General features: G+C 44.9%; 15 protein-coding genes and 1 riboswitch. Of the genes, 5 read left to right on the top strand and 10 right to left on the bottom strand.

Annotated elements, in window-relative coordinates; all coding sequences use genetic code 11:
- Positions 1-42: 42 nt before the first annotated feature.
- From cysD to htpG, 5 genes are all read right to left on the bottom strand, one after another.
- Positions 43-942: a sulfate adenylyltransferase subunit CysD gene (gene cysD, locus B050_RS0104120; RefSeq protein ID WP_026235617.1), complete on the bottom strand. Its 900-nt coding sequence runs from the start codon at positions 940-942 to the stop codon at positions 43-45.
- Between the two features lie 98 nt (positions 943-1,040).
- On the bottom strand, positions 1,041-1,742 hold the full coding sequence (locus tag B050_RS0104115; protein ID WP_018472624.1) for a phosphoadenylyl-sulfate reductase: 702 nt from the start codon (positions 1,740-1,742) through the stop codon (positions 1,041-1,043).
- 8 nt (positions 1,743-1,750) lie between these two features.
- On the bottom strand, positions 1,751-1,999 hold the full coding sequence (locus B050_RS0104110; protein ID WP_018472623.1) for a DUF2061 domain-containing protein: 249 nt from the start codon (positions 1,997-1,999) through the stop codon (positions 1,751-1,753).
- Positions 2,000-2,072: 73 nt separating this feature from the next.
- Positions 2,073-2,489: an RrF2 family transcriptional regulator gene (locus tag B050_RS0104105; RefSeq protein ID WP_018472622.1), complete on the bottom strand. Its 417-nt coding sequence runs from the start codon at positions 2,487-2,489 to the stop codon at positions 2,073-2,075.
- A 223-nt stretch (positions 2,490-2,712) separates the two neighbouring features.
- The gene (gene htpG, locus B050_RS0104100; RefSeq protein ID WP_018472621.1) at positions 2,713-4,596 is read right to left on the bottom strand and encodes a molecular chaperone HtpG; all 1,884 of its coding nucleotides are present in this window, start codon (positions 4,594-4,596) and stop codon (positions 2,713-2,715) included.
- 447 nt (positions 4,597-5,043) lie between these two features.
- On the opposite strand from htpG, the gene B050_RS0104095 reads away from it, so the two are divergent.
- The 3 genes from B050_RS0104095 to guaB all read left to right on the top strand — a co-directional run bounded on the left by B050_RS0104095 (position 5,044) and on the right by guaB (position 8,891).
- On the top strand, positions 5,044-5,868 hold the full coding sequence (locus B050_RS0104095; RefSeq protein WP_018472620.1) for a formyl transferase: 825 nt from the start codon (positions 5,044-5,046) through the stop codon (positions 5,866-5,868).
- A gap of 152 nt (positions 5,869-6,020) precedes the next feature.
- Positions 6,021-7,208 carry an RsmB/NOP family class I SAM-dependent RNA methyltransferase gene (locus tag B050_RS0104085; protein WP_018472618.1) on the top strand — a complete coding sequence of 396 codons (1,188 nt, stop codon included), beginning with the start codon at positions 6,021-6,023 and terminating at the stop codon, positions 7,206-7,208.
- 204 nt (positions 7,209-7,412) lie between these two features.
- A complete protein-coding gene (guaB, locus tag B050_RS0104075) occupies positions 7,413-8,891 on the top strand; it encodes an IMP dehydrogenase (RefSeq protein WP_018472616.1) in 1,479 nt (492 codons plus the stop codon).
- Between the two features lie 323 nt (positions 8,892-9,214).
- On the opposite strand, the gene B050_RS0104065 is transcribed toward guaB, so the two are convergent.
- Positions 9,215-10,279, bottom strand: a complete 1,065-nt coding sequence (locus B050_RS0104065) for a lysylphosphatidylglycerol synthase transmembrane domain-containing protein (protein ID WP_018472614.1) — start codon at positions 10,277-10,279, stop codon at positions 9,215-9,217.
- Between the two features lie 3 nt (positions 10,280-10,282).
- Positions 10,283-11,032: a segregation and condensation protein A gene (locus B050_RS0104060; RefSeq protein ID WP_018472613.1), complete on the bottom strand. Its 750-nt coding sequence runs from the start codon at positions 11,030-11,032 to the stop codon at positions 10,283-10,285.
- 194 nt (positions 11,033-11,226) lie between these two features.
- Between B050_RS0104060 and dxs the strand changes: the two genes are divergently transcribed.
- Both dxs and B050_RS0104050 read left to right on the top strand, forming a co-directional pair.
- On the top strand, positions 11,227-13,140 hold the full coding sequence (gene dxs, locus B050_RS0104055; protein ID WP_026235616.1) for a 1-deoxy-D-xylulose-5-phosphate synthase: 1,914 nt from the start codon (positions 11,227-11,229) through the stop codon (positions 13,138-13,140).
- A 67-nt stretch (positions 13,141-13,207) separates the two neighbouring features.
- A complete protein-coding gene (locus tag B050_RS0104050) occupies positions 13,208-13,972 on the top strand; it encodes an alpha/beta fold hydrolase (RefSeq protein WP_018472611.1) in 765 nt (254 codons plus the stop codon).
- 186 nt (positions 13,973-14,158) lie between these two features.
- Here B050_RS0104050 and B050_RS0104045 read toward each other — a convergent pair whose 3' ends face one another.
- The 3 genes from B050_RS0104045 to pnuC form a co-directional block, all read right to left on the bottom strand.
- A complete protein-coding gene (locus B050_RS0104045; RefSeq protein WP_018472610.1) occupies positions 14,159-16,549 on the bottom strand; it encodes a TonB-dependent receptor in 2,391 nt (796 codons plus the stop codon).
- Between the two features lie 289 nt (positions 16,550-16,838).
- Positions 16,839-16,936, bottom strand: a riboswitch (TPP riboswitch).
- 64 nt (positions 16,937-17,000) lie between these two features.
- Positions 17,001-17,564 carry an AAA family ATPase gene (locus B050_RS0104035; RefSeq protein ID WP_018472608.1) on the bottom strand — a complete coding sequence of 188 codons (564 nt, stop codon included), beginning with the start codon at positions 17,562-17,564 and terminating at the stop codon, positions 17,001-17,003.
- Positions 17,551-18,174, bottom strand: coding sequence for a nicotinamide riboside transporter PnuC (gene pnuC / locus B050_RS0104030; protein WP_018472607.1), 624 nt, complete (start codon positions 18,172-18,174; stop codon positions 17,551-17,553). The genes B050_RS0104035 and pnuC overlap by 14 nt, the downstream gene beginning before the upstream one ends.
- Between the last annotated feature and the right edge of the window lie 245 nt (positions 18,175-18,419).

The following is an 18,419-nucleotide window of genomic DNA, read 5'->3' as shown; positions in this document are numbered from 1 at the left end:
GCCTAAACTGTTGAGGGGCTTGATTAATGCTAGTCCCCAATTCTAAAAATAACCTACCTTTTTTCTGTTTTCCATCGCTGCCTCAGAGCGCTTATCATCTATTCTTGCCCCTCTTTCAGAAATGGTACTTGCACGGATTTCTTCTACTACATCCTCAAGGTTATCAGCATCAGAAAGCACCGCCGCGGTACAGGTCATATCACCCACCGTTCTGAATCTCACCATACGCTCTTTTACCTCCTCGTGATCCTCACGGTACACGTGCTCGGAAGCAGTCCAGATCATGCCATCCCGCACAAAGGTCTCCCGCTTATGCGCAAAATAGATGGATGGAATTTGAATATTTTCGGTTCTAATATACTCCCAAACATCCAGCTCAGTCCAGTTGGAAATAGGGAATGCACGGACATTTTGCCCTTGATTAATTTTGCCATTTAGCATATCAAAAAGCTCAGGACGTTGGTTTTTCTCATCCCACTGACCAAAATCATCTCTTACAGAGAATACTCTCTCTTTGGCCCTAGCCTTCTCCTCATCTCTTCTGGCTCCACCAATACAGGCATCGAACTTATGCTTCTCAATCGCATCAAGCAAAGTGGTGGTCTGAAGGGAATTCCTGCTGGAATAACGGCCTTTTTCCTCCTGTACTTTTCCTTGATCAATAGAGTCCTGTACATTGGCTACGATCAGCTCTAAACCAAGCTCCTCCACCAACTGATCCCTAAAAGCGATGGTCTCAGGGAAATTGTGACCGGTGTCCACATGTAAGAGTGGAAAAGGAATCCTGGCAGGATAAAAAGCTTTTTGTGCCAACCGAACAAGGGTGATCGAATCTTTTCCTCCCGAAAACAACAGCACAGGCTTCTCAAACTGGGCGGCTACCTCACGGATGATGTGAATTGATTCAGCTTCTTTAGGATTTGGAACAAGTATATTTTTCATGTGAATAAGTATTTTTTCCGGTTCAAAACTCAAATTTAAATCATAACTGGTAATCAATACCAGTCACCATTTAAGTCTTTTCCGACAATGCTAAATTTCTATTTTATATGTAAACCACATTCTTTCTTAGAAGCTTCCCACCACCATCTGCCGGCACGGGGATCTTCGTCGGGCGCTATTGCCCGGGTACAAGGTGCGCAGCCTATGCTTATGAAGCCCTTGTCATGTAATGGGTTATATGGGATTTTGTTCTCTTTGATATACGTCAGCATATCCTCCATCGTCCAGTTGAGGAGAGGATTGAATTTCATGATCTGGTTTCCAGCGTCCCACTCCAGCTTAGGCATCCCGCTTCTATTCTCGCTCTGCTCTGCTCTGAGTCCTGTGATCCACACGCTGTTGCCTTCCAAAGCCCGCTTTAAGGGCTCTACTTTCCGAACAAAACAGCATCTCTTTCGGTTCTCTGGAGAATCATAAAATCCATTAATGCCAATATCCTCCACCAAATTCTCAACGGAGCTGGTCGTGGGATAATAAGGCTTAATCTTAATGCGGTATTTGCTTTCTGTACGAGACAGTAAATCCAGGGTCTCGTAAAATAAGCGGCCTGTATCAAGAGTAAATATCTTAACGGGAAGATTGTTCTTGGCTATAATCTCGGTGATCACCTGATCCTCCTGACCTAATGAGGTCGAAAAAACTACCTTACCTGGAAACAACTCACATAACTGGGCGATGGCCTCGGCTATGGAGAGATTCTCTACCCGCGCTGATAAATCTTTCAAAAGGTTCTTTTTCATTGGTTGTACTAACTATTGTTATCAGAAATTTTGGCCCAGGCTCTTTCATGGAAATAGTAAAGTATCATTTTGCTCACTACTTCTATGCTGCCTATGGACAACGCTGTCTTAATCTGCCCAGTAATGAGATAGGAAATCACCATAGTATCTATGGTCCCCACCACTCTCCAGGATATGGACTTTAGCAAACTCTTGATGTTGCTGTCTTTGCCTTCTTCGTCTACAAACCATTTTTTGATAGATTGATCAAAAATCATAGGTTCTCTAATTTGTTGAAAGACAAAAGTATATAAAACCTATAAAAAAAGTAGGGTTTATAGGAAATTTTTTTCACTCCTTATCCAAAATGTCAGCTAAAGTCTTATTTTCCAGAATGTTAAGCGTCTCATCACGCACCTGAATCATCACCTTATTCAGCCCACATCTTACCTGATCTTCGCATTCTTCGCAGGCTTCATAGTAGTTTAAACTCACGCAAGGCAAGAGCGCAATCGGCCCGTCCAGCAGCCTGATAATTCTAGACAATGGGATGTCCCTAGGCTCTTTGATCAGGTAATATCCACCGCCTTTCCCTTTCTTACTTCCCAGGAAGCCTGCCTTCTTGAGCTCCAATAGGATATTCTCCAGGAATTTGTGACTGATACCATGCTTAGCAGCAATATCCTGTATCAAAACAGATCCCTCATCCTTATGCTTACCCAGATAGGTAAGCGCATGAAATGCATATTTGGTTTTTTTGGATAACATCCTACAAAAATATAATAATTCGCCAAACCGCCCTACCCTATGGGGCTTTTTCGCCTCTTGACTCCTCCATCACCGCAGCAAGCCCATCTTTCATAGGCCCCCAATACGAATAAATACTCCTTATATAAGTTATCTTAACCTAAAAAAAATAACCCTGCCAGAAAGCTGGATCAGGGTTATTAGTTAGTTGTATGACAATATAGATACTAAGCGACCTATTGAATTAAATCATCTCTACACTTCTCTTTACAAACTCCGTAAGGTCTTTGCCAGAAAGCATGCCTTGAGAGAGCTTCGCCAAGTCAAAGGCTTGCTTCGCCAAATTGGTTTTTGCCTCTTCAGTCTCCGCGTTCAAGATCCTGTCGATCACCTTATGATTTCCGTTAATGACCACTTTATAGTTGTCTGGCATAGCCCCATAGAAGCTCATTCCTCCACCGGTCTGAGCCATATCCTTCATACGACGCATAAACTCCTCCATCGTGATGGTCACTGGTAGCTCCTCAGGGTTCAGGCCTTCTACCTCTACTGTATAAGCCTGATTACCGATGGCCTTCTCAAAAATCTCCTTCACGGCTTTGCTTTGATCCTCTGTCAGCACATTGGCCATGCCATCGTCCTTCTTGATTAGCTTATCTGCTACATCCGCATCCACGCGCTTCAGGGAGGTCTTCTCGAGTTTTTGTTCCAGAGTATTGATGAAGTGACTGTCTATAGGCGAGTCAAGCACCAATACATCATAATCCTTCTTATTGGCAGATTGGATGAAGGCATCCTGCTTTTCTGCATCGTTGGTGTATAGCACTATCGTCTGGCCATCCTTATCCACCTGATTGGCCTGCAGTTTCTCCTGATACTCTGTCATGGTAAAATGCTCCCCTTTGGTATTGGTCAGTAGCGCGAAGTCCTTGCCTTTGTCATAAAACTTCTCCTCGCTGATCATACCATATTTTACAAATAGGCCAATATCACCCCACTTGCTCTCAAAAGAAGGACGATCTTTCCTGAACAGCTCGCCTAATTTATCCGCTACCTTTTTCGTGATATAGCTATTGATTTTCTTCACATTGCCATCCGCCTGTAAGAAGCTTCGGGATACGTTTAGCGGAATATCCGGGGAGTCAATCACCCCATGCAGCAGCATCAAAAACTCAGGCACGATGTCTTTTACCTCATCAGTAATAAACACTTGTCGACTGAAAAGCTTAATTTTATTACGCTGCATCTCAAACTCATTCTTCACCTTAGGGAAGTAAAGCACTCCGGTAAGATTGAATGGGTAATCGACATTCAGGTGGATCCAAAACAGAGGATCCTCGCTCATAGGATAGAGCTCCTTATAGAATTTTAGGTAATCTTCGTCCTGAAGATCACTTGGGGACTTCGTCCAAATTGGAGCTGTGGTATTGATGACATTATCCACCTCCACAGACTTGTACTTTGGATTACCTTCTTCATCCTTGCCATCTTCCACACTTTCGGATTTGGTGCCAAAGACGATAGGGATAGGTAGGAATCGGCAATACTTATCCAGGATCTCCTGCAATTTATATTGATCCAAAAATTCCTCAGACTCCTCATTGATATGAAGGACTATATCGGTCCCTCTGTCCGTGCGGTCACCTTCTGAGATCTCAAAAGAGGTGCTTCCATCACAGGTCCACTTGGCTGGCTCAGCGCCTTCCTGATACGAAAGAGAGTGGATATCCACCTGATGCGCCACCATAAATGCGGAGTAAAACCCAAGACCAAACTTACCAATGATCTCATTGGCATCTTTGGCATCCTTAAATTTCTCCACAAACTCCGTCGCCCCTGAGAATGCAATCTGATTGATGTATTTTTTAATCTCTTCGGCAGTCATGCCTAGGCCCTTATCAGAGATAGTGATGGTCTTCTTTTCCTTGTCGAAGGCCACCTCCACACGCAAATCGCCCAGATCGCCTTGGTATTGCCCTAAGCTAGCTAGACGCTTGATCTTCTGGCTGGCATCGACCGCATTGGACACCAATTCCCGAAGGAAAATCTCATTGTCTGAATAAAGAAATTTCTTAATGATCGGGAAAATATTCTCGGTATGAATCGAGATAGTACCTTTCTCCTGCATAGTTATCGTTAGTTTTTGTTTATAGCTTTTTCTACCCTTCGGCAATAACAAGCCCCGTTCCAAAGCATCACCTGTGCCAAAATGACAGAAATTCACGCCACTTCATGTTGCTTCCTGAAGCTCCTGTGTCATAATGCATGCTCCATAGCGGAAAATCGGACAATAAAATGCGACAAAATGGTAAAGTAAACCCGACTATTTAGTCTCTTAATAATTTCTCACTAAGCTTTAATCCTGATTTTCATTTAGCTAAATACAATTATCTTAAAATCAGCCCATAAAAATAAAATTATGGCAATATGCCTGCTAAAACGACCACAGCAGCCCTGTCACAAAATTCACTTTTATATATTCAAAAAGATTAATATATTGCACGTAAAGAAACTACTGTTGTCTATTATTATTAGTTGAATAGATAGCGCCTACTACTCTATTAAGCTCACTTCTATGAAAATAGTATTCATAAGCGAATGTAAACCTCGCGAACGTATCGTAATAAATCAGGTACAGAAAATTTACCCTGATACGGTGGTGATTAAGCCCACCTTTAACCATAAAAAAAGAAAAAGTAGAAGCTTAACGAAGCTTGCTCATAGGCTCATCACCAAATGGAGAGAAAGAGACCTCAGACAAGCTGTCCACAGCCGCTATGGGGATTTGCCTATTGATAATATCATTGAGATGCCCTCTGACCAAATAAACAAAGAGGCGGGTCTGCAGCTCATCCGAAGTCATAACCCAGATATTTTGATCACCTGCCGAGCGCCAATCGTCAGAAATCAGGTCATCAACATTCCGAAATTTGCAGCTATAAACATCCACTACGGACTTGCCCCAGACTATAGAGGTAATCATACCTTGTTTTGGGCGATGAAAAATAAGGAATTCGATAAGGTAGGCGGCACCATACATCACCTAAGCCCAGGCGTGGACAATGGTAATATCCTAGCCCGAGTATATGCCAATGTGGATAGCAATGACACAGAAAGCACTGTTGACCTAAAAACCTCCAGCCTACTCGCGGAAGCCTTGCGGGACTATCTCCTTTCCCAGTCCAAAATCAACTATCCTATCATCGGTACCAAGCAGGTCACCAGTGGCAAAAACTATAAAAACGCAGAAAGAACCCTTTCTACTGAGATTTCTTTCCTCTGGGAACGTCAGTTTAACCCTGAGGGAAATGCCAAGAAAGCCTCAAAAATCGAAAGGCACTTTGGTGAAACCCCCATTGTGGGCCCATGTTCGGATGAATTCGAATATTCCTCCCATTAAGCAACATTGGTTACTTAGCTCAAGCTCAGTTTTTCTTCTTAAACAAGGCTCTCCATGGGCAGTATCCTGGAAGCCTATAGGGAAATAATGCAGTTCAAAAAAAATATCTGCTATTTTCCCTATCTTTGCAGCCTAACTGAAAACAGCTCCCCATGAAGCTTTATGCCAATACCGTCAGAGGTGTAGTGAATGCCATCGACGAAATATTCAATCAACAACAATACGCAGATAAGGTAATCGAGAGAACGCTCAAATCCAATAAAAAGTGGGGAGCCCGTGACCGTGGATTTATTGCTGAATCTGTCTATGAGATGGTCCGTTGGTGGAGACTCATCAATGAGGTAAGCCCATCCGATGACCCTTATCATCTTTTTGCAACCTACTGGGTGATGCAAGGCAATGCCCTTCCACCTTGGGAGGAGTTCCAAAACATCCATGTTGACCGTGTAAAAAGCCGCTACGAAGCCTTGGATTCTAGAGCGATACTGCAGTCTATCCCTGACTGGATGGACGAGATGGGCAGCGAGCTACTCGGCGACCAATGGGAAGAAGAGATCAACGCCCTCAATGAGCAAGCTGAAGTGGTCCTCAGAGTGAATACCCTGAAGACATCCAGAGAAGCCCTTATGAATCGCCTCCAAGAAGATGGAGTGGACACTTACGCCCCTCGTGGGTACAGGGACGCTCTGGTGCTGGGCAAGCGACAAAACATCTTCCGAAATCCAGCATTTAAGGAAGGCTTATACGAAATCCAGGACGCCTCTTCTCAGCTGGTGGCTGCAGCCTTGGACGTGGAGCCGGGTATGCGCGTGATCGATGCTTGCGCAGGATCAGGCGGAAAATCCCTGCACATCGCCTCGCTAATGCAAAACAAAGGCCGGGTGCTCTCGATGGATATTGAAGAATGGAAACTTAAGAATACCAAGTTAAGAGCCCGACGAAATGGGATCGGCATCATAGAAACCAGAACCATCGAAGGCAGCAAAACGATCAAAAGACTCCAGCAGTCGGCAGATCGCCTACTACTGGACGTACCCTGCTCAGGAATGGGAGTGCTAAGGAGGAATCCAGATACCAAATGGAAGCTAAGCCCCGAGAGCATCGCCAATGTGCGCACGATCCAGCAGGATATCATCCAAAGCTATAGTGGTATGGTCAAGCCTGGAGGACTAATGGTGTATGCCACCTGTAGTATATTACCCACCGAAAATGAGTATCAGGTAAAGGAATTTCTCGAAACCGAACAAGGCAAAAGCTTTGAACTAGTGGAAGAGCAGAAAGTCCTGGCTCATGAAAGTGGTTTTGACGGATTTTACATTGCGAAACTAAAGCGGAAATAAATTCTGATTTTCCGCACTATACCATAAGGAAAGACTGCATGCTATGGAGCCGCCAAATCGGCTCCAGGCAGGCTTCCCAAATATTCTTTTAAGAGATTATGATTTTTGAGAAATATTTTATTTTTTTTTCTGATCAAGATTGATTCACATTCAAATTTGTTTGTATCTTTGACGGGCAAATAGGGTTCCTTAACCAAATTTGCCATGAATCTAAACACAGATAAATTCCTCTTTGAAGCACTCACCTATGATGACGTGCTTTTGGTTCCGGGATACTCAGAAGTATTGCCGCGCGACACCAACACATCCACCCAACTTACTAAAAACATCCGGCTGAATATCCCTTTGGTATCAGCAGCTATGGACACGGTTACTGAAGCAGAATTGGCCATTGCCATTGCTTTGGAAGGCGGATTGGGCTTCATTCACAAAAACATGAGTATTGACCAGCAGGCTGCACAGGTCCGCAAGGTGAAGCGATCTCAGAGTGGAATGATCCTCGATCCCATCACCCTACCCGTCGAAGCCAAAGTGAAGGATGCTGAAGCCATTATGAGCGAGTACCATATTGGTGGTATCCCAGTGGTGGATCACGAAAGAAGCCTGAAAGGTATCATCACCAATCGGGATCTAAGATTCATCAAGGACCAGCAAAGGCCTGTAAAGGAGATCATGACCGCACAGAATCTGATCACTGCCAAAGCAGGAATTACGCTGGAGCAAGCAGAAGAAATCCTTCAGGAATACAAAATCGAAAAACTTCCTATCGTAGATGAGGACAATAAGCTGACCGGCCTGATCACCTATAAGGATATCCTTAAAAGAAAAGACAAGCCGCATGCCTGTAAAGATGAATACGGTCGCCTCCGTGTAGGTGCAGCTGTAGGGGTGACTCCAGATATCGTGGAGCGCGTGCAGGCACTTAAAGACGCTGGCGTGGATGTCGTATCTATAGACACTGCCCACGGCCACTCCAAAGGGGTGATCGATTGCTGCAAGAAGATCAAGGAAACCTTCCCTGACTTAGAGGTGATCGTAGGAAATATCGCTACACCAGAAGCCGCTACGGCGCTGGCCGAGGCAGGTGCTGACGCCGTGAAAGTAGGCGTAGGACCAGGAAGTATCTGTACCACCCGCGTAATCGCCGGAGTAGGAGTACCCCAATTATCAGCCGTTTTTGAATGTGCCAAAGCACTACAAGGCACTGGCGTACCAATCATCGCAGATGGTGGAATCCGCTATTCTGGTGACCTGGTAAAAGCCATCGCCGCTGGCGCCAGCTCTATCATGATCGGTTCCTTGCTCGCCGGTACCGACGAAGCTCCCGGGGAGATGATCATCTACCAAGGACGTAAATTCAAAACCTATCGAGGCATGGGATCATTGGAAGCAATGGAATCAGGCTCCAAAGACCGCTACTTCCAGGACACAGAAGACAATATCAAGAAGCTAGTCCCTGAAGGCATCGTGGGTCGTGTGGCATATAAAGGCCTCGTATCGGAAGTCCTCTACCAACTAGTGGGTGGCTTGCAAGCGGGCATGGGCTACTGCGGAACACAAGCTGTGGAAGACCTTCAGAAAAATGGCAAGTTTGTCAAAATTACCGCCGCTGGCGCAAGTGAATCTCACCCGCATGATGTTAGCATCACCCGTGAAGCACCAAACTATAGCGTAAAAGGATAAGGCAAAATAAAAGGAACACATACTAAGCACTGGATAAGCCGACCTATCATCTTCAGCGGTCCAGCGCTACCAATCTCCAGTACCCCGACTCTTGCAAAGCCCGAAGGGATATCCCTCGGAATGGCCAAGAACGTCTGGGGAACTGGAGATTTTTTTTGTTCCTCAATCCATGTCCACCCATAAGCCGATGCCAAAAGCTGTATCTCCTCATTCTCTAATAGAGCAATATAGAAACTGATGCAAACTTTAGGGCATGCTAATTTAGCCCAGCCAATCAAAAGGCCTTGGCTTCGATAAAAATGCGTTTAATAAAGGTGTTTGGATTATGCTTTTCCGCCCTTCTTTTTCTTGAAGAACACTTGCTTAATCCAGCGAGGAAGAAATATTGCCCCTAATAATAAATAAGGATAATAGGAGAACATCCTCCAGAGGATGCTGGTCACGAAGGTATAATTGGTCAGGAACTCATAGAAGAACTGCCCAAAGAAGAACTCTGCTGTGCCGCTGGACCCGGGAGTGGGAGAAATCATCATCACCACCCACATGATGATTTGCCTGGCAAAAACTATAATATGATCCATGAAACTCAGGTCAATATAGGCGGTCATGAGGGCGTTCAGCATTAGGTACCTGGAAGACCAGATGAAGATCGTTGCAAGGATGATGGTAAACCAATACCCAAACTTCTTGCCCTGCAGCTCTTTGCTAGATTCTATAATCTGATCCCCATATTCACTTGCATTGTGCTTCCATTTCCTGAACCAACGGATGGAAAATAGCTTTAGAAGAAGCCACTTAAACACCCTAGGCCTAAAGAATAAAGCTCCCGCCATGATGATGGAATATATGGCATAAAGAGAATAGCTTACCCAAAAGATATAATTGAGGCTATTTTCCAGGGTCAGCTCCAGCACGCGGGAATCCGGAAAAATAGACCCTTTGGCAAAGAAGAGGATTATAGGTGCACCAATCACAAAGAAAAGATTATCCAATATGGCGGTCACCATGACATAAGCGATGGCCTTGCCTAATTTAATACCTTCTTTGTGCAGGATAAATACTGCCACTGCGGTACCACCAACGATGGATGGGGTGACTGCCGAGGCAAACTCCCAGAGAATGATCACGTAGATAGCCCGGGGCCAGCTGAGGCTTTTATCGGTAATTTCCCGAATCCGGAAGACATAGCCGGCATCCCTCAAAAAAATCACCAGCAAAGCGAGCAACAAAGAAGGCCAAGAAGCATCAAACACACTTCTGAGGTTTTCTCTGGAGATAGAAGGGTCCAGATAGAACATCAAAAATACGATCCCAATACCGATCAGAACCGGAATCCAGACCTTATTGGGATTGAGTGTCTTGAAAATTTCTTTGTTATCTAACTTCATAGGTTACTCTACCGGAACATTTTCTATTTTCTCCACCCAAAAATTATTAAAGCCCTCTCCCAACTTTATGGTCACCATGGACAACTGTAATAATTCCAAAATGGCCAGGAAGGTATAGATCACAAAGATTTTATCTGGCTTATATTCTATAAATTCTGAAAAGGGCATTCGCTTTTTGAAGCTTATTCTATCCAGAACAAAATTTTTCTGTTGATCAATGGTATAAGGGTATTGCACGACCGTGTGGGTGGTTTCATCGGTCCTGGAGGCATATTTTGCCATTATTCGCTGAAAAACCTTAAGGATTTTATATAAGTCCACATCCTGCATCTCACTTTCAACGTCATCCACCTTGCTGAGCTCTTTTAGCTCGCTGGCGATATTCCCTCTTTTCTCTTTGGTCATCCGGGTGGCTTCCATATCGGAAAGATCCCCCACGACGGATTTGTATTTCTTATACTCGAGAAGGTGCCGGATCAGCTCTTCCCGAGGGTCAATTTCCTCGCCATTTTCATCCAATTCAGGCCTGGGAATGAGAAGTTTGGACTTGATTTTCATCAAAGTCGCGGCCACTAAGATAAATTCGCTGGCCACTTCAATCTCCATTTTCTCCAAATGCTTGAGGTAATCAAGGAAGTCATGTGTGATTTTTGATATTGGAATATCGTATATATCCAATTCATCCCGCTCAATAAAGAACAGTAGTAAATCGAAAGGCCCTTCAAAAAGAGGTAATTTGATCTCGAAACTCACTGGATACTATTAAATTTCTCTTAATTTTGCGTTCGGATTGAACATCAAAGATATTATTAATATACAAAAATCAACACCAGTCGGTTCAAAATCAACAAGAAAACTTGAGGATTAAAAGTTTGGCTATATTTTAGCTATATTAAAACATTCTCTTCACCGATCAGTTGAGATTATACACCAGGGAAAACACCATAATGCTTATAGAACCAGGAAAACTACTTGCGCAGATCAATTCCCCTGAAGACCTTAAAGAATTCAGAAAAGATCAGCTCGTACAGATTTGCGAGGAGTTGCGCCAATATATAATTGACAGTGTGTCTGTCTATGGAGGACACTTTGGCGCTAGCTTGGGAGTGGTGGAGCTGACCGTGGCCCTGCATTATGTCCTCAACACCCCCGAAGACCAGCTGGTATGGGATGTGGGACATCAGGCTTATGGACATAAGATCCTTACGGGTAGAAGAGAGTTATTCCATACCAATCGACTCTATAAAGGCATATCTGGTTTTCCCAAAAGAAAAGAGAGTGAGTACGACTCCTTTGGCGTAGGCCACTCAAGCACCTCTATATCTGCCGCTCTTGGAATGGCCATGGCCTCCAAATACCAAGGAAATGAGCTAAAACAGCACGTAGCGGTAATTGGCGATGGATCCATGACGGGCGGAATGGCCTTTGAAGCAATGAACCATGCCGGTGTTTCCGACACCAATATGATCATCATCCTAAATGATAACTGTATGTCCATCGACCCTAATGTCGGTGCACTTAGAGATTATCTTACAGACATCACCACTTCACAGACCTATAACCGCTTCAAGGATGACCTGTGGAGGACATTGGGCAAATTCAGTAAGTTTGGCAGCAGCGCCCAGGAAGTGATCTCCAAAGTGGAGGGAGCGGTAAAATCCGCCTTGCTTAAACAAAGTAACCTTTTTGAATCCCTCAACTTACGCTATTTCGGACCCGTGGATGGGCACGACGTAAATCACCTCGTGGAGGTGATGAATGACCTTAAAAAGATCCCAGGGCCTAAAATCCTGCATTGCCTTACCGTAAAAGGTAAGGGCTATGACCTTGCAGAAAAGGATCAAACCAAATGGCATGCTCCTGGAAAATTTGATAAAATCACTGGCGAGATCGCCAAGAAAGTATATGATAAACCTCAGCCTCCTAAGTACCAGGATGTATTTGGGCATACGCTCGTAGAGCTGGCAGAGGCAGATGATAAAATAATGGGCATCACTCCCGCCATGCCTTCTGGCTCATCCATGAATATCATGATGAAAGCAATGCCAGATCGGGCTTTTGATGTGGGAATCGCTGAGCAACATGCCGTCACCTTTTCGGCTGGGCTGGCGACTCAAGGCCTGAAGCCATTCTGTAATATCTATAGTACCTTTATGCAGCGTGCATATGACCAGGTGGTTCATGATGTATGCCTGCAAAATCTCCCGGTGGTATTCTGCCTGGACCGTGCTGGCTTTGCCGGTGCCGATGGCCCTACACACCATGGAGCCTACGACCTGGCCTTCTTCCGCTGCATTCCGAACCTCGTGGTGAGCGCACCTATGAATGAGGAGGAGCTTCGCAATATGATGTACTCCGCCTCCATCCATAATGGCCCTTACTCCATCCGCTATCCGAGAGGACAGGGCGTCATGCCTGACTGGAGAAAACCTATGCGGGAAATCCCCGCCGGACAAGGTAGAATCGTCCGTGAAGGGGAAGATGTCGCTATCCTGACCCTAGGACATATAGGGAATTATGCTGTGGAAGCATGTGAGCAACTCGAAAGTGAAGGTCTGAACCCTGCACATTATGATATGAGATTCGTGAAACCTCTGGATGAATCTTTGCTTCATGAGGTATTTGGCAAATTCTCCAAAGTCATCACCGTCGAAGACGGATGCCTGATGGGAGGATTTGGTAGTGCTGTCCTGGAATGGATGATGGATCATGACTATCAAGCTCAGGTAAAACGCCTGGGCATACCCGATGAAGTCATCGAACATGGCACTCAAATGGAGCTGTATAAAGAATGTGGCTTTGATCCGAATGGAATCGCCGAAGCCGTCAAAAAGCTCGCCGAGCCAGTTTCTACCAGTTAAAACTATAAATCATAGAGAGCCTTCCGAGGCTCTTTTTTTTGTGCCTAGCTATTCTTAATTTTCCGATATGAGCACAACGATCGAATACACCGACCAAGGCCATGGAAAGCCCATCCTATTCCTTCATGGCTTCTGTGAAGCCAAAGAGATGTGGCAATATTATTCCGACTCCCTATCTCCCTATTACCGGATCCTCTGTCCAGACCTCCCTGGCTTCGGAGATACACGCTGGTACGAAGAGGAAATCAGCCTGGAACAGACCGCCACCCTGTTAGAAGAATGGATCTCCTCACTTGGTTTGGAGCAGCCGGTGATCATCGGGCACTCCTTGGGAGGCTATATTGGATTGGCCTTGGTGGAACAAATGGGCGATAAAATTGCGGGATTAGGTTTATTTCATTCTACGGCTTTTGCGGATGACGAGGAAAAAATTGGCCTGAGAAATCGTACCATCACCTTCGCTCATAAGCACGGCGCTCGAAAATTTGTAGATTCCTTTGTCCCTCCATTATTTACAGAAACTCACCGCGAAAGTATGGCTGAAACTATCCAGAAGGTAGTCGAAATCGCCCGAAAAACCAGCTTAGAGGGGTTGGTAGCCTTCACCAAAGCAATGAGGGACCGAAAAGATCGCATGGAAGTTTTAAAAACATTTGGGGGTAAAAAAATGATGATTGCTGGACAATTAGATACAGCCGTAAAAATCGAAGCGAGTCGTCAGCACCAACCTTATCTGAGCCATTATTATGAACTGGAAGAATCCGGTCATATGGGGATGTTTGAGCAACCCGAGCTTACTTTAGCCATGATAAAAGAATTCCTGGAAAGCTGATTCCAGTAAGTAAAAGCACCCGTATGGTTCCAATTTACAGTTATTAGAGCAGCTGGATGCTCAAGAAAAAAGCGGATGCTCAAGGCTTGAACATCCGCTTTTTGATTAGGATACTATCCCGAAGGCTAACCTACAGAAATACCACTGGCACACCTATAGCCTAGCCTTAGTCCTGCTGCCTATAGCTTAAAATTTGATATTTACCCCTGCCATAAAATTGGTGCCGGCCATCGGATAATAGAAATTCTCCGTCACTAGCTCACGACCTGCCTCTCCCGGCACAAAATAGCTGAAGGTATAGCCATTGGGCTCATATTTTTCATCAAAGACATTATTCACCTTCAACATAAACTCGAGTGCCTTCACATATTTTGGTCTGATGGTATAATTTACCCGAAAGTCATTGGTCAGGAAGGCGTCCAGCTGGCGCGTCTTGTCTTGAGTATTATCCAGGTATTGATCTCCCACATACTTGGTCATCCAGCCAATTTCTAAGCCTTTTATAGGTCTAAAATCAATGATCGCTGCGGCCACCATATTAGGTGAAAATGCGATATCCGTATCGGTATAATTGATTTCTATCTGCTGGAAGTCAGCGGTGGAATAATCATCGATGTATTCGGTAAATTCCTGAATCTTATTCTTGCTTAAGGCCAGGTTTCCTCCAAGGGTCCACTTTGGCGAGAGCAGCACGGATGCATCGATTTCAAGGCCTGCCCTAAAGGAATTGGGGACGTTTTCACGGATATAAGCGCCCACATCATTGATCTGTCCGGTGAGGATCAGCTGATCTTTATAACCCATATAATAGATATTGGCATTATAGCTAAAGGTGCCCATTTTGGCTCTGACACCAGCTTCCAGGTTATTCAATCGCTCAGGCTTCGGTATTTCAGTAATGGGATTATCCGTAAAATCACTTCTTACAGGCTCTCGATTTGCTACCGCAAAAGAAGCGTACCAGGTATGTCCTTCTCTCCCCTCATAGCTGATTCCCATCTTGGGGTTGAAGAAGTCATAATGCTGGCTGCCATCCACGACCCGCTGGTCATCATTGACCCCATCAAAGCGGTAATCGATTTGGCGAAATTGCAGGTCAGCGAATAAGAACCATCTATCAGCAACCTCATAGGTAGCTTTAGCAAAAATATTTCGGTCATCCTTGACTGCATTATTGTCATAATAGCGGTCACGGATATCAGTATCACCCGCCACACGTGCCCAGATGATCTCTCCAAAATGGTCTCCATCGTATCGATTGGCTCCTCCCCCCATGATCACATCCCACAGCCCATCATTGCTGAGGTAATTGGCAGAAAATACCAGCCCATAAAAGTAATTATCCAACCATCTCCGTCTGATAATATCGGTACTCTCAATGACCTCATCACCGATATCCACTGGATCTAGGCCATAACTGGCAAAATCATCATCCTCACGGTATTGCTCGTAATATCCACGTCCACGGGTAAGGTGCAGCGCGGCATTTGTTTTCCAATTGTCGCCGTACTTTCCAGTATAGATAAATTGATAATGATCCTGTTGATAGTTGTCAGTTTCATTATCATAGGTATAATAGTTATAGGTCCGATCAGTTTCTAATTTGCTTTCCGGCAAGCCGTACCAAGCTTGATAGGTTTTCTCCTGACCAGAGAAAATATTCACTTTGAATACCGACTTATCTCCATAATATCCACCTGAGAGATAGAAGGATTTCAGATCAGAGGAAGCCCGGTCCACATAGCCATCGGAGGAGATTCTGCTCAATCGGGCGTCCACCGCCCAGCGGTCATTCAGAAGTCCGGAGCCTACGCGGACTGTATTTTTCAGGCTATTGAAAGATCCTGCGGAGCTAGCCACTTCGGCATAGGCTTCTTCGGTTTTGGTATCTGTTTGAATATTCATACTAGCCCCAAAAGTGGCTGATCCATTAGTAGAAGTCCCTACCCCTCTTTGGATTTGGATATTATTTACAGAACTGGCAAAATCAGGCATATTCACCCAAAACACGCCATGGGATTCTGCGTCATTCATGGGGATACCATTGACCGTCACATTGATGCGTGTCTGGTCAGAGCCACGAATACGCATAGCGGTATAGCCAATTCCTGCCCCAGCATCAGAGCTGGTCACCACTGAGGGGGTATAATTGAGCAAAATTGGGATATCCTGACCAAGGTTGTTTTTAGAAAGTTCAGCCTTGGTGATGGTTTGAAAGGTCGTCGGTGTGGTCTCCGATGCCCGGGTAGCCGAAACGATAAACTCCTCAGTCAGTAGTGCATTGGTGCTCAGCTGAATATCCAAGGAACCGCTCCCTGGCAGGCTTACTTCCTGCTCATAGGAATCGTAGCCCACGAAGGAAGCTTTCAGCTTATATTTCCCTTCCGCTAGATTTTTGAATTCAAAATGGCCGTTGAGGTCGGCAGTGCTGCCGCGTCCTGTGCCTTGCAGGATGATATTGGCACCAATAAGTGGCTCGCCAGTGTCCGAATCGACAATGGTGCCGCTAAGGTGATTTTGCGCGTAAGTGCTAAGGCAAAATAATAAGCCTAAGGCGGTGAATAGCAAACGTTTCATTATTATGACATTTGTGGTTAAACATTAAGTGCGCCAAGGGGTTGGCCACTTCTCGATTGTTTTCCCTTTGATGATCCATCATAAATCCTCATTATTCATTTTCCCCAAAAGCCACGCCCACTAAGGGAGCCCTTCCTGCACGCTATTGATGCGTTAGTGTCCGTCCAAGCCAGTATTTGGCCGAAGGCTAGGACAGCTGATGAGTATGAAATAGCCATTCGCATTAATTTACCTCGCTAGGTAGGATTAAGCGACTTTGGCTTTCCAGTCCAATGAATCTCTCGGGTTAAAGATGGAATATCGCATTTCCCTTCGCCAGCATTACCTGGATCAGGTGATATGGGTGTGATCTCAGCCCGTAATTTTAAGGCACCCCTATTTGATCGTATTATGGTGCAAAGGTAGGAGGATTATCTGATAATAAAAATGAGGAGCAAGTCCGGAAGGTATTTCATTCAAGATTCCCCGCTGGGTAATCTGAGGGGGCATCCAGCAAATTATCTTCGATATGTCGAATAGCGGTATCAGTACGTTGCTCAAAATTTCCCGAAAGGAGGAGTACAGGAACTCCTGTGGTTTGTAGCAGATTTTGGTACCAGTTCATAAAAAATTGACGCATTTCAGGCTCAGAATGCTCTCTTTGGGGGTCATCTTCCCAGGGGATATCTATATCCGTCAGCAGGTAGAGGTCATAGGTTCTGCTGTCCAATTGCTGCTGTGTCCAGTCATGAAGCCTCCCATACTTATGGCAGCTCCACACCTTCAAAACATGCAAGTCAGTATCGCAGAACAAAACATCCTTAGCCTTTGCGGCTTGTATATCCTCACGCTCCACTTGTCCTTGTGCTATCGCCAGCAGGTCCTCATACTCATAGGCTCGACCAAGTTTTTCTATATATTCCCGGGCATATTCCTCCACCCATGGCGCCCCAAAATGGCTAGCTAAGGCCTGAGTAAGTGTGCTTTTGCCTGTGCTCTCGGGGCCTATGATTACTATCTTTTTAGGCTGCGGCATAGCTTTGTTTCTTAGCGGATTTCATCCAGGCTATTAAGCCTATGGTGGCCAAAACGGTAAAAAAGAGAAACTGAAAAGAGGTAAGCACTAAGCCCTTATAGAAATACAGGGGAACAGAAACTAAGTCAGTGATGATCCAGGCAATCCAGTTTTCCACTTTCTTCTTTGCCATCAGATACATCCCCACAAAGGCGGAAGAGGTGGTAAAAGAATCCCAATATGGTACATCACTATCGGTAAAATGGGCCAATACATAATATAAAGTCCCATAGGAAATCGCCATCAGCCCAATGGCCACCAACCATCCAGAGGGCTTTAGCCAGGTTACGGGAAGGCTGCTGCGCCCCTCCTTTGGATGGGTCCAGATATACCATCCATAGATAGACATCGAAAAATAATAGGCATTAATCCCCATATCGGCATACAGCTTTACCTGCAGGCAGATATACACATATATTAAGGTGCTGATAATCCCTGTGGGATAAACTAAGATATTCTCCTTAATGGAAAAATATACGCTCAACACACCAAAAATCACCGCCATGCCTTCCAGCCATGTGACCTGCAGCAAACCAGCATGAAGCTCCTCCAGTACCCATTGAATTTCCATGCCCCAAAATAACGCCAAAATTAAGAGAATAGAAACAGTGTAGAATATTCTTTCAGTTTAGAGGCCACTTATTGAGTATTAAAAATGCGCATTCTATGTAATCAGAAAGCCGCCGTGCCAGCAGAAAAATCATAAGTCTATTGGGGATAATATCTTTCATTGCTCATAAATACAAAAGTCCAGGACCTAGCTTAGCGCAGGCCTGGACTTGTATTATTTTTTACCCCTCAATTAGAGGAAAATTG

Origin of the sequence: Echinicola pacifica DSM 19836 (genome assembly GCF_000373245.1) — a bacterium.
In the GTDB taxonomy this organism is placed as follows: Bacteria; Bacteroidota; Bacteroidia; order Cytophagales; family Cyclobacteriaceae; genus Echinicola; species Echinicola pacifica.
Note: the sequence above shows the minus strand (reverse complement) of the source record. Positions and strands in the feature narration are given on the sequence as shown.

Coding starts and splice junctions, on each gene's coding strand:
- B050_RS0104085 (WP_018472618.1), top strand. CDS start 6,021: ATGAAGCTTTATGCCAATACCGTCAGAGGTGTAGTGAATGCCATCGAC.
- B050_RS0104115 (WP_018472624.1), bottom strand. CDS start 1,742: ATGAAAAAGAACCTTTTGAAAGATTTATCAGCGCGGGTAGAGAATCTC.
- B050_RS0104095 (WP_018472620.1), top strand. CDS start 5,044: ATGAAAATAGTATTCATAAGCGAATGTAAACCTCGCGAACGTATCGTA.
- dxs (WP_026235616.1), top strand. CDS start 11,227: ATGCTTATAGAACCAGGAAAACTACTTGCGCAGATCAATTCCCCTGAA.
- pnuC (WP_018472607.1), bottom strand. CDS start 18,174: ATGGAAATTCAATGGGTACTGGAGGAGCTTCATGCTGGTTTGCTGCAG.
- B050_RS0104110 (WP_018472623.1), bottom strand. CDS start 1,999: ATGATTTTTGATCAATCTATCAAAAAATGGTTTGTAGACGAAGAAGGC.
- B050_RS0104035 (WP_018472608.1), bottom strand. CDS start 17,564: ATGCCGCAGCCTAAAAAGATAGTAATCATAGGCCCCGAGAGCACAGGC.
- B050_RS0104105 (WP_018472622.1), bottom strand. CDS start 2,489: ATGTTATCCAAAAAAACCAAATATGCATTTCATGCGCTTACCTATCTG.
- B050_RS0104050 (WP_018472611.1), top strand. CDS start 13,208: ATGAGCACAACGATCGAATACACCGACCAAGGCCATGGAAAGCCCATC.
- cysD (WP_026235617.1), bottom strand. CDS start 942: ATGAAAAATATACTTGTTCCAAATCCTAAAGAAGCTGAATCAATTCAC.
- B050_RS0104065 (WP_018472614.1), bottom strand. CDS start 10,279: ATGAAGTTAGATAACAAAGAAATTTTCAAGACACTCAATCCCAATAAG.
- htpG (WP_018472621.1), bottom strand. CDS start 4,596: ATGCAGGAGAAAGGTACTATCTCGATTCATACCGAGAATATTTTCCCG.
- B050_RS0104045 (WP_018472610.1), bottom strand. CDS start 16,549: ATGAAACGTTTGCTATTCACCGCCTTAGGCTTATTATTTTGCCTTAGC.
- guaB (WP_018472616.1), top strand. CDS start 7,413: ATGAATCTAAACACAGATAAATTCCTCTTTGAAGCACTCACCTATGAT.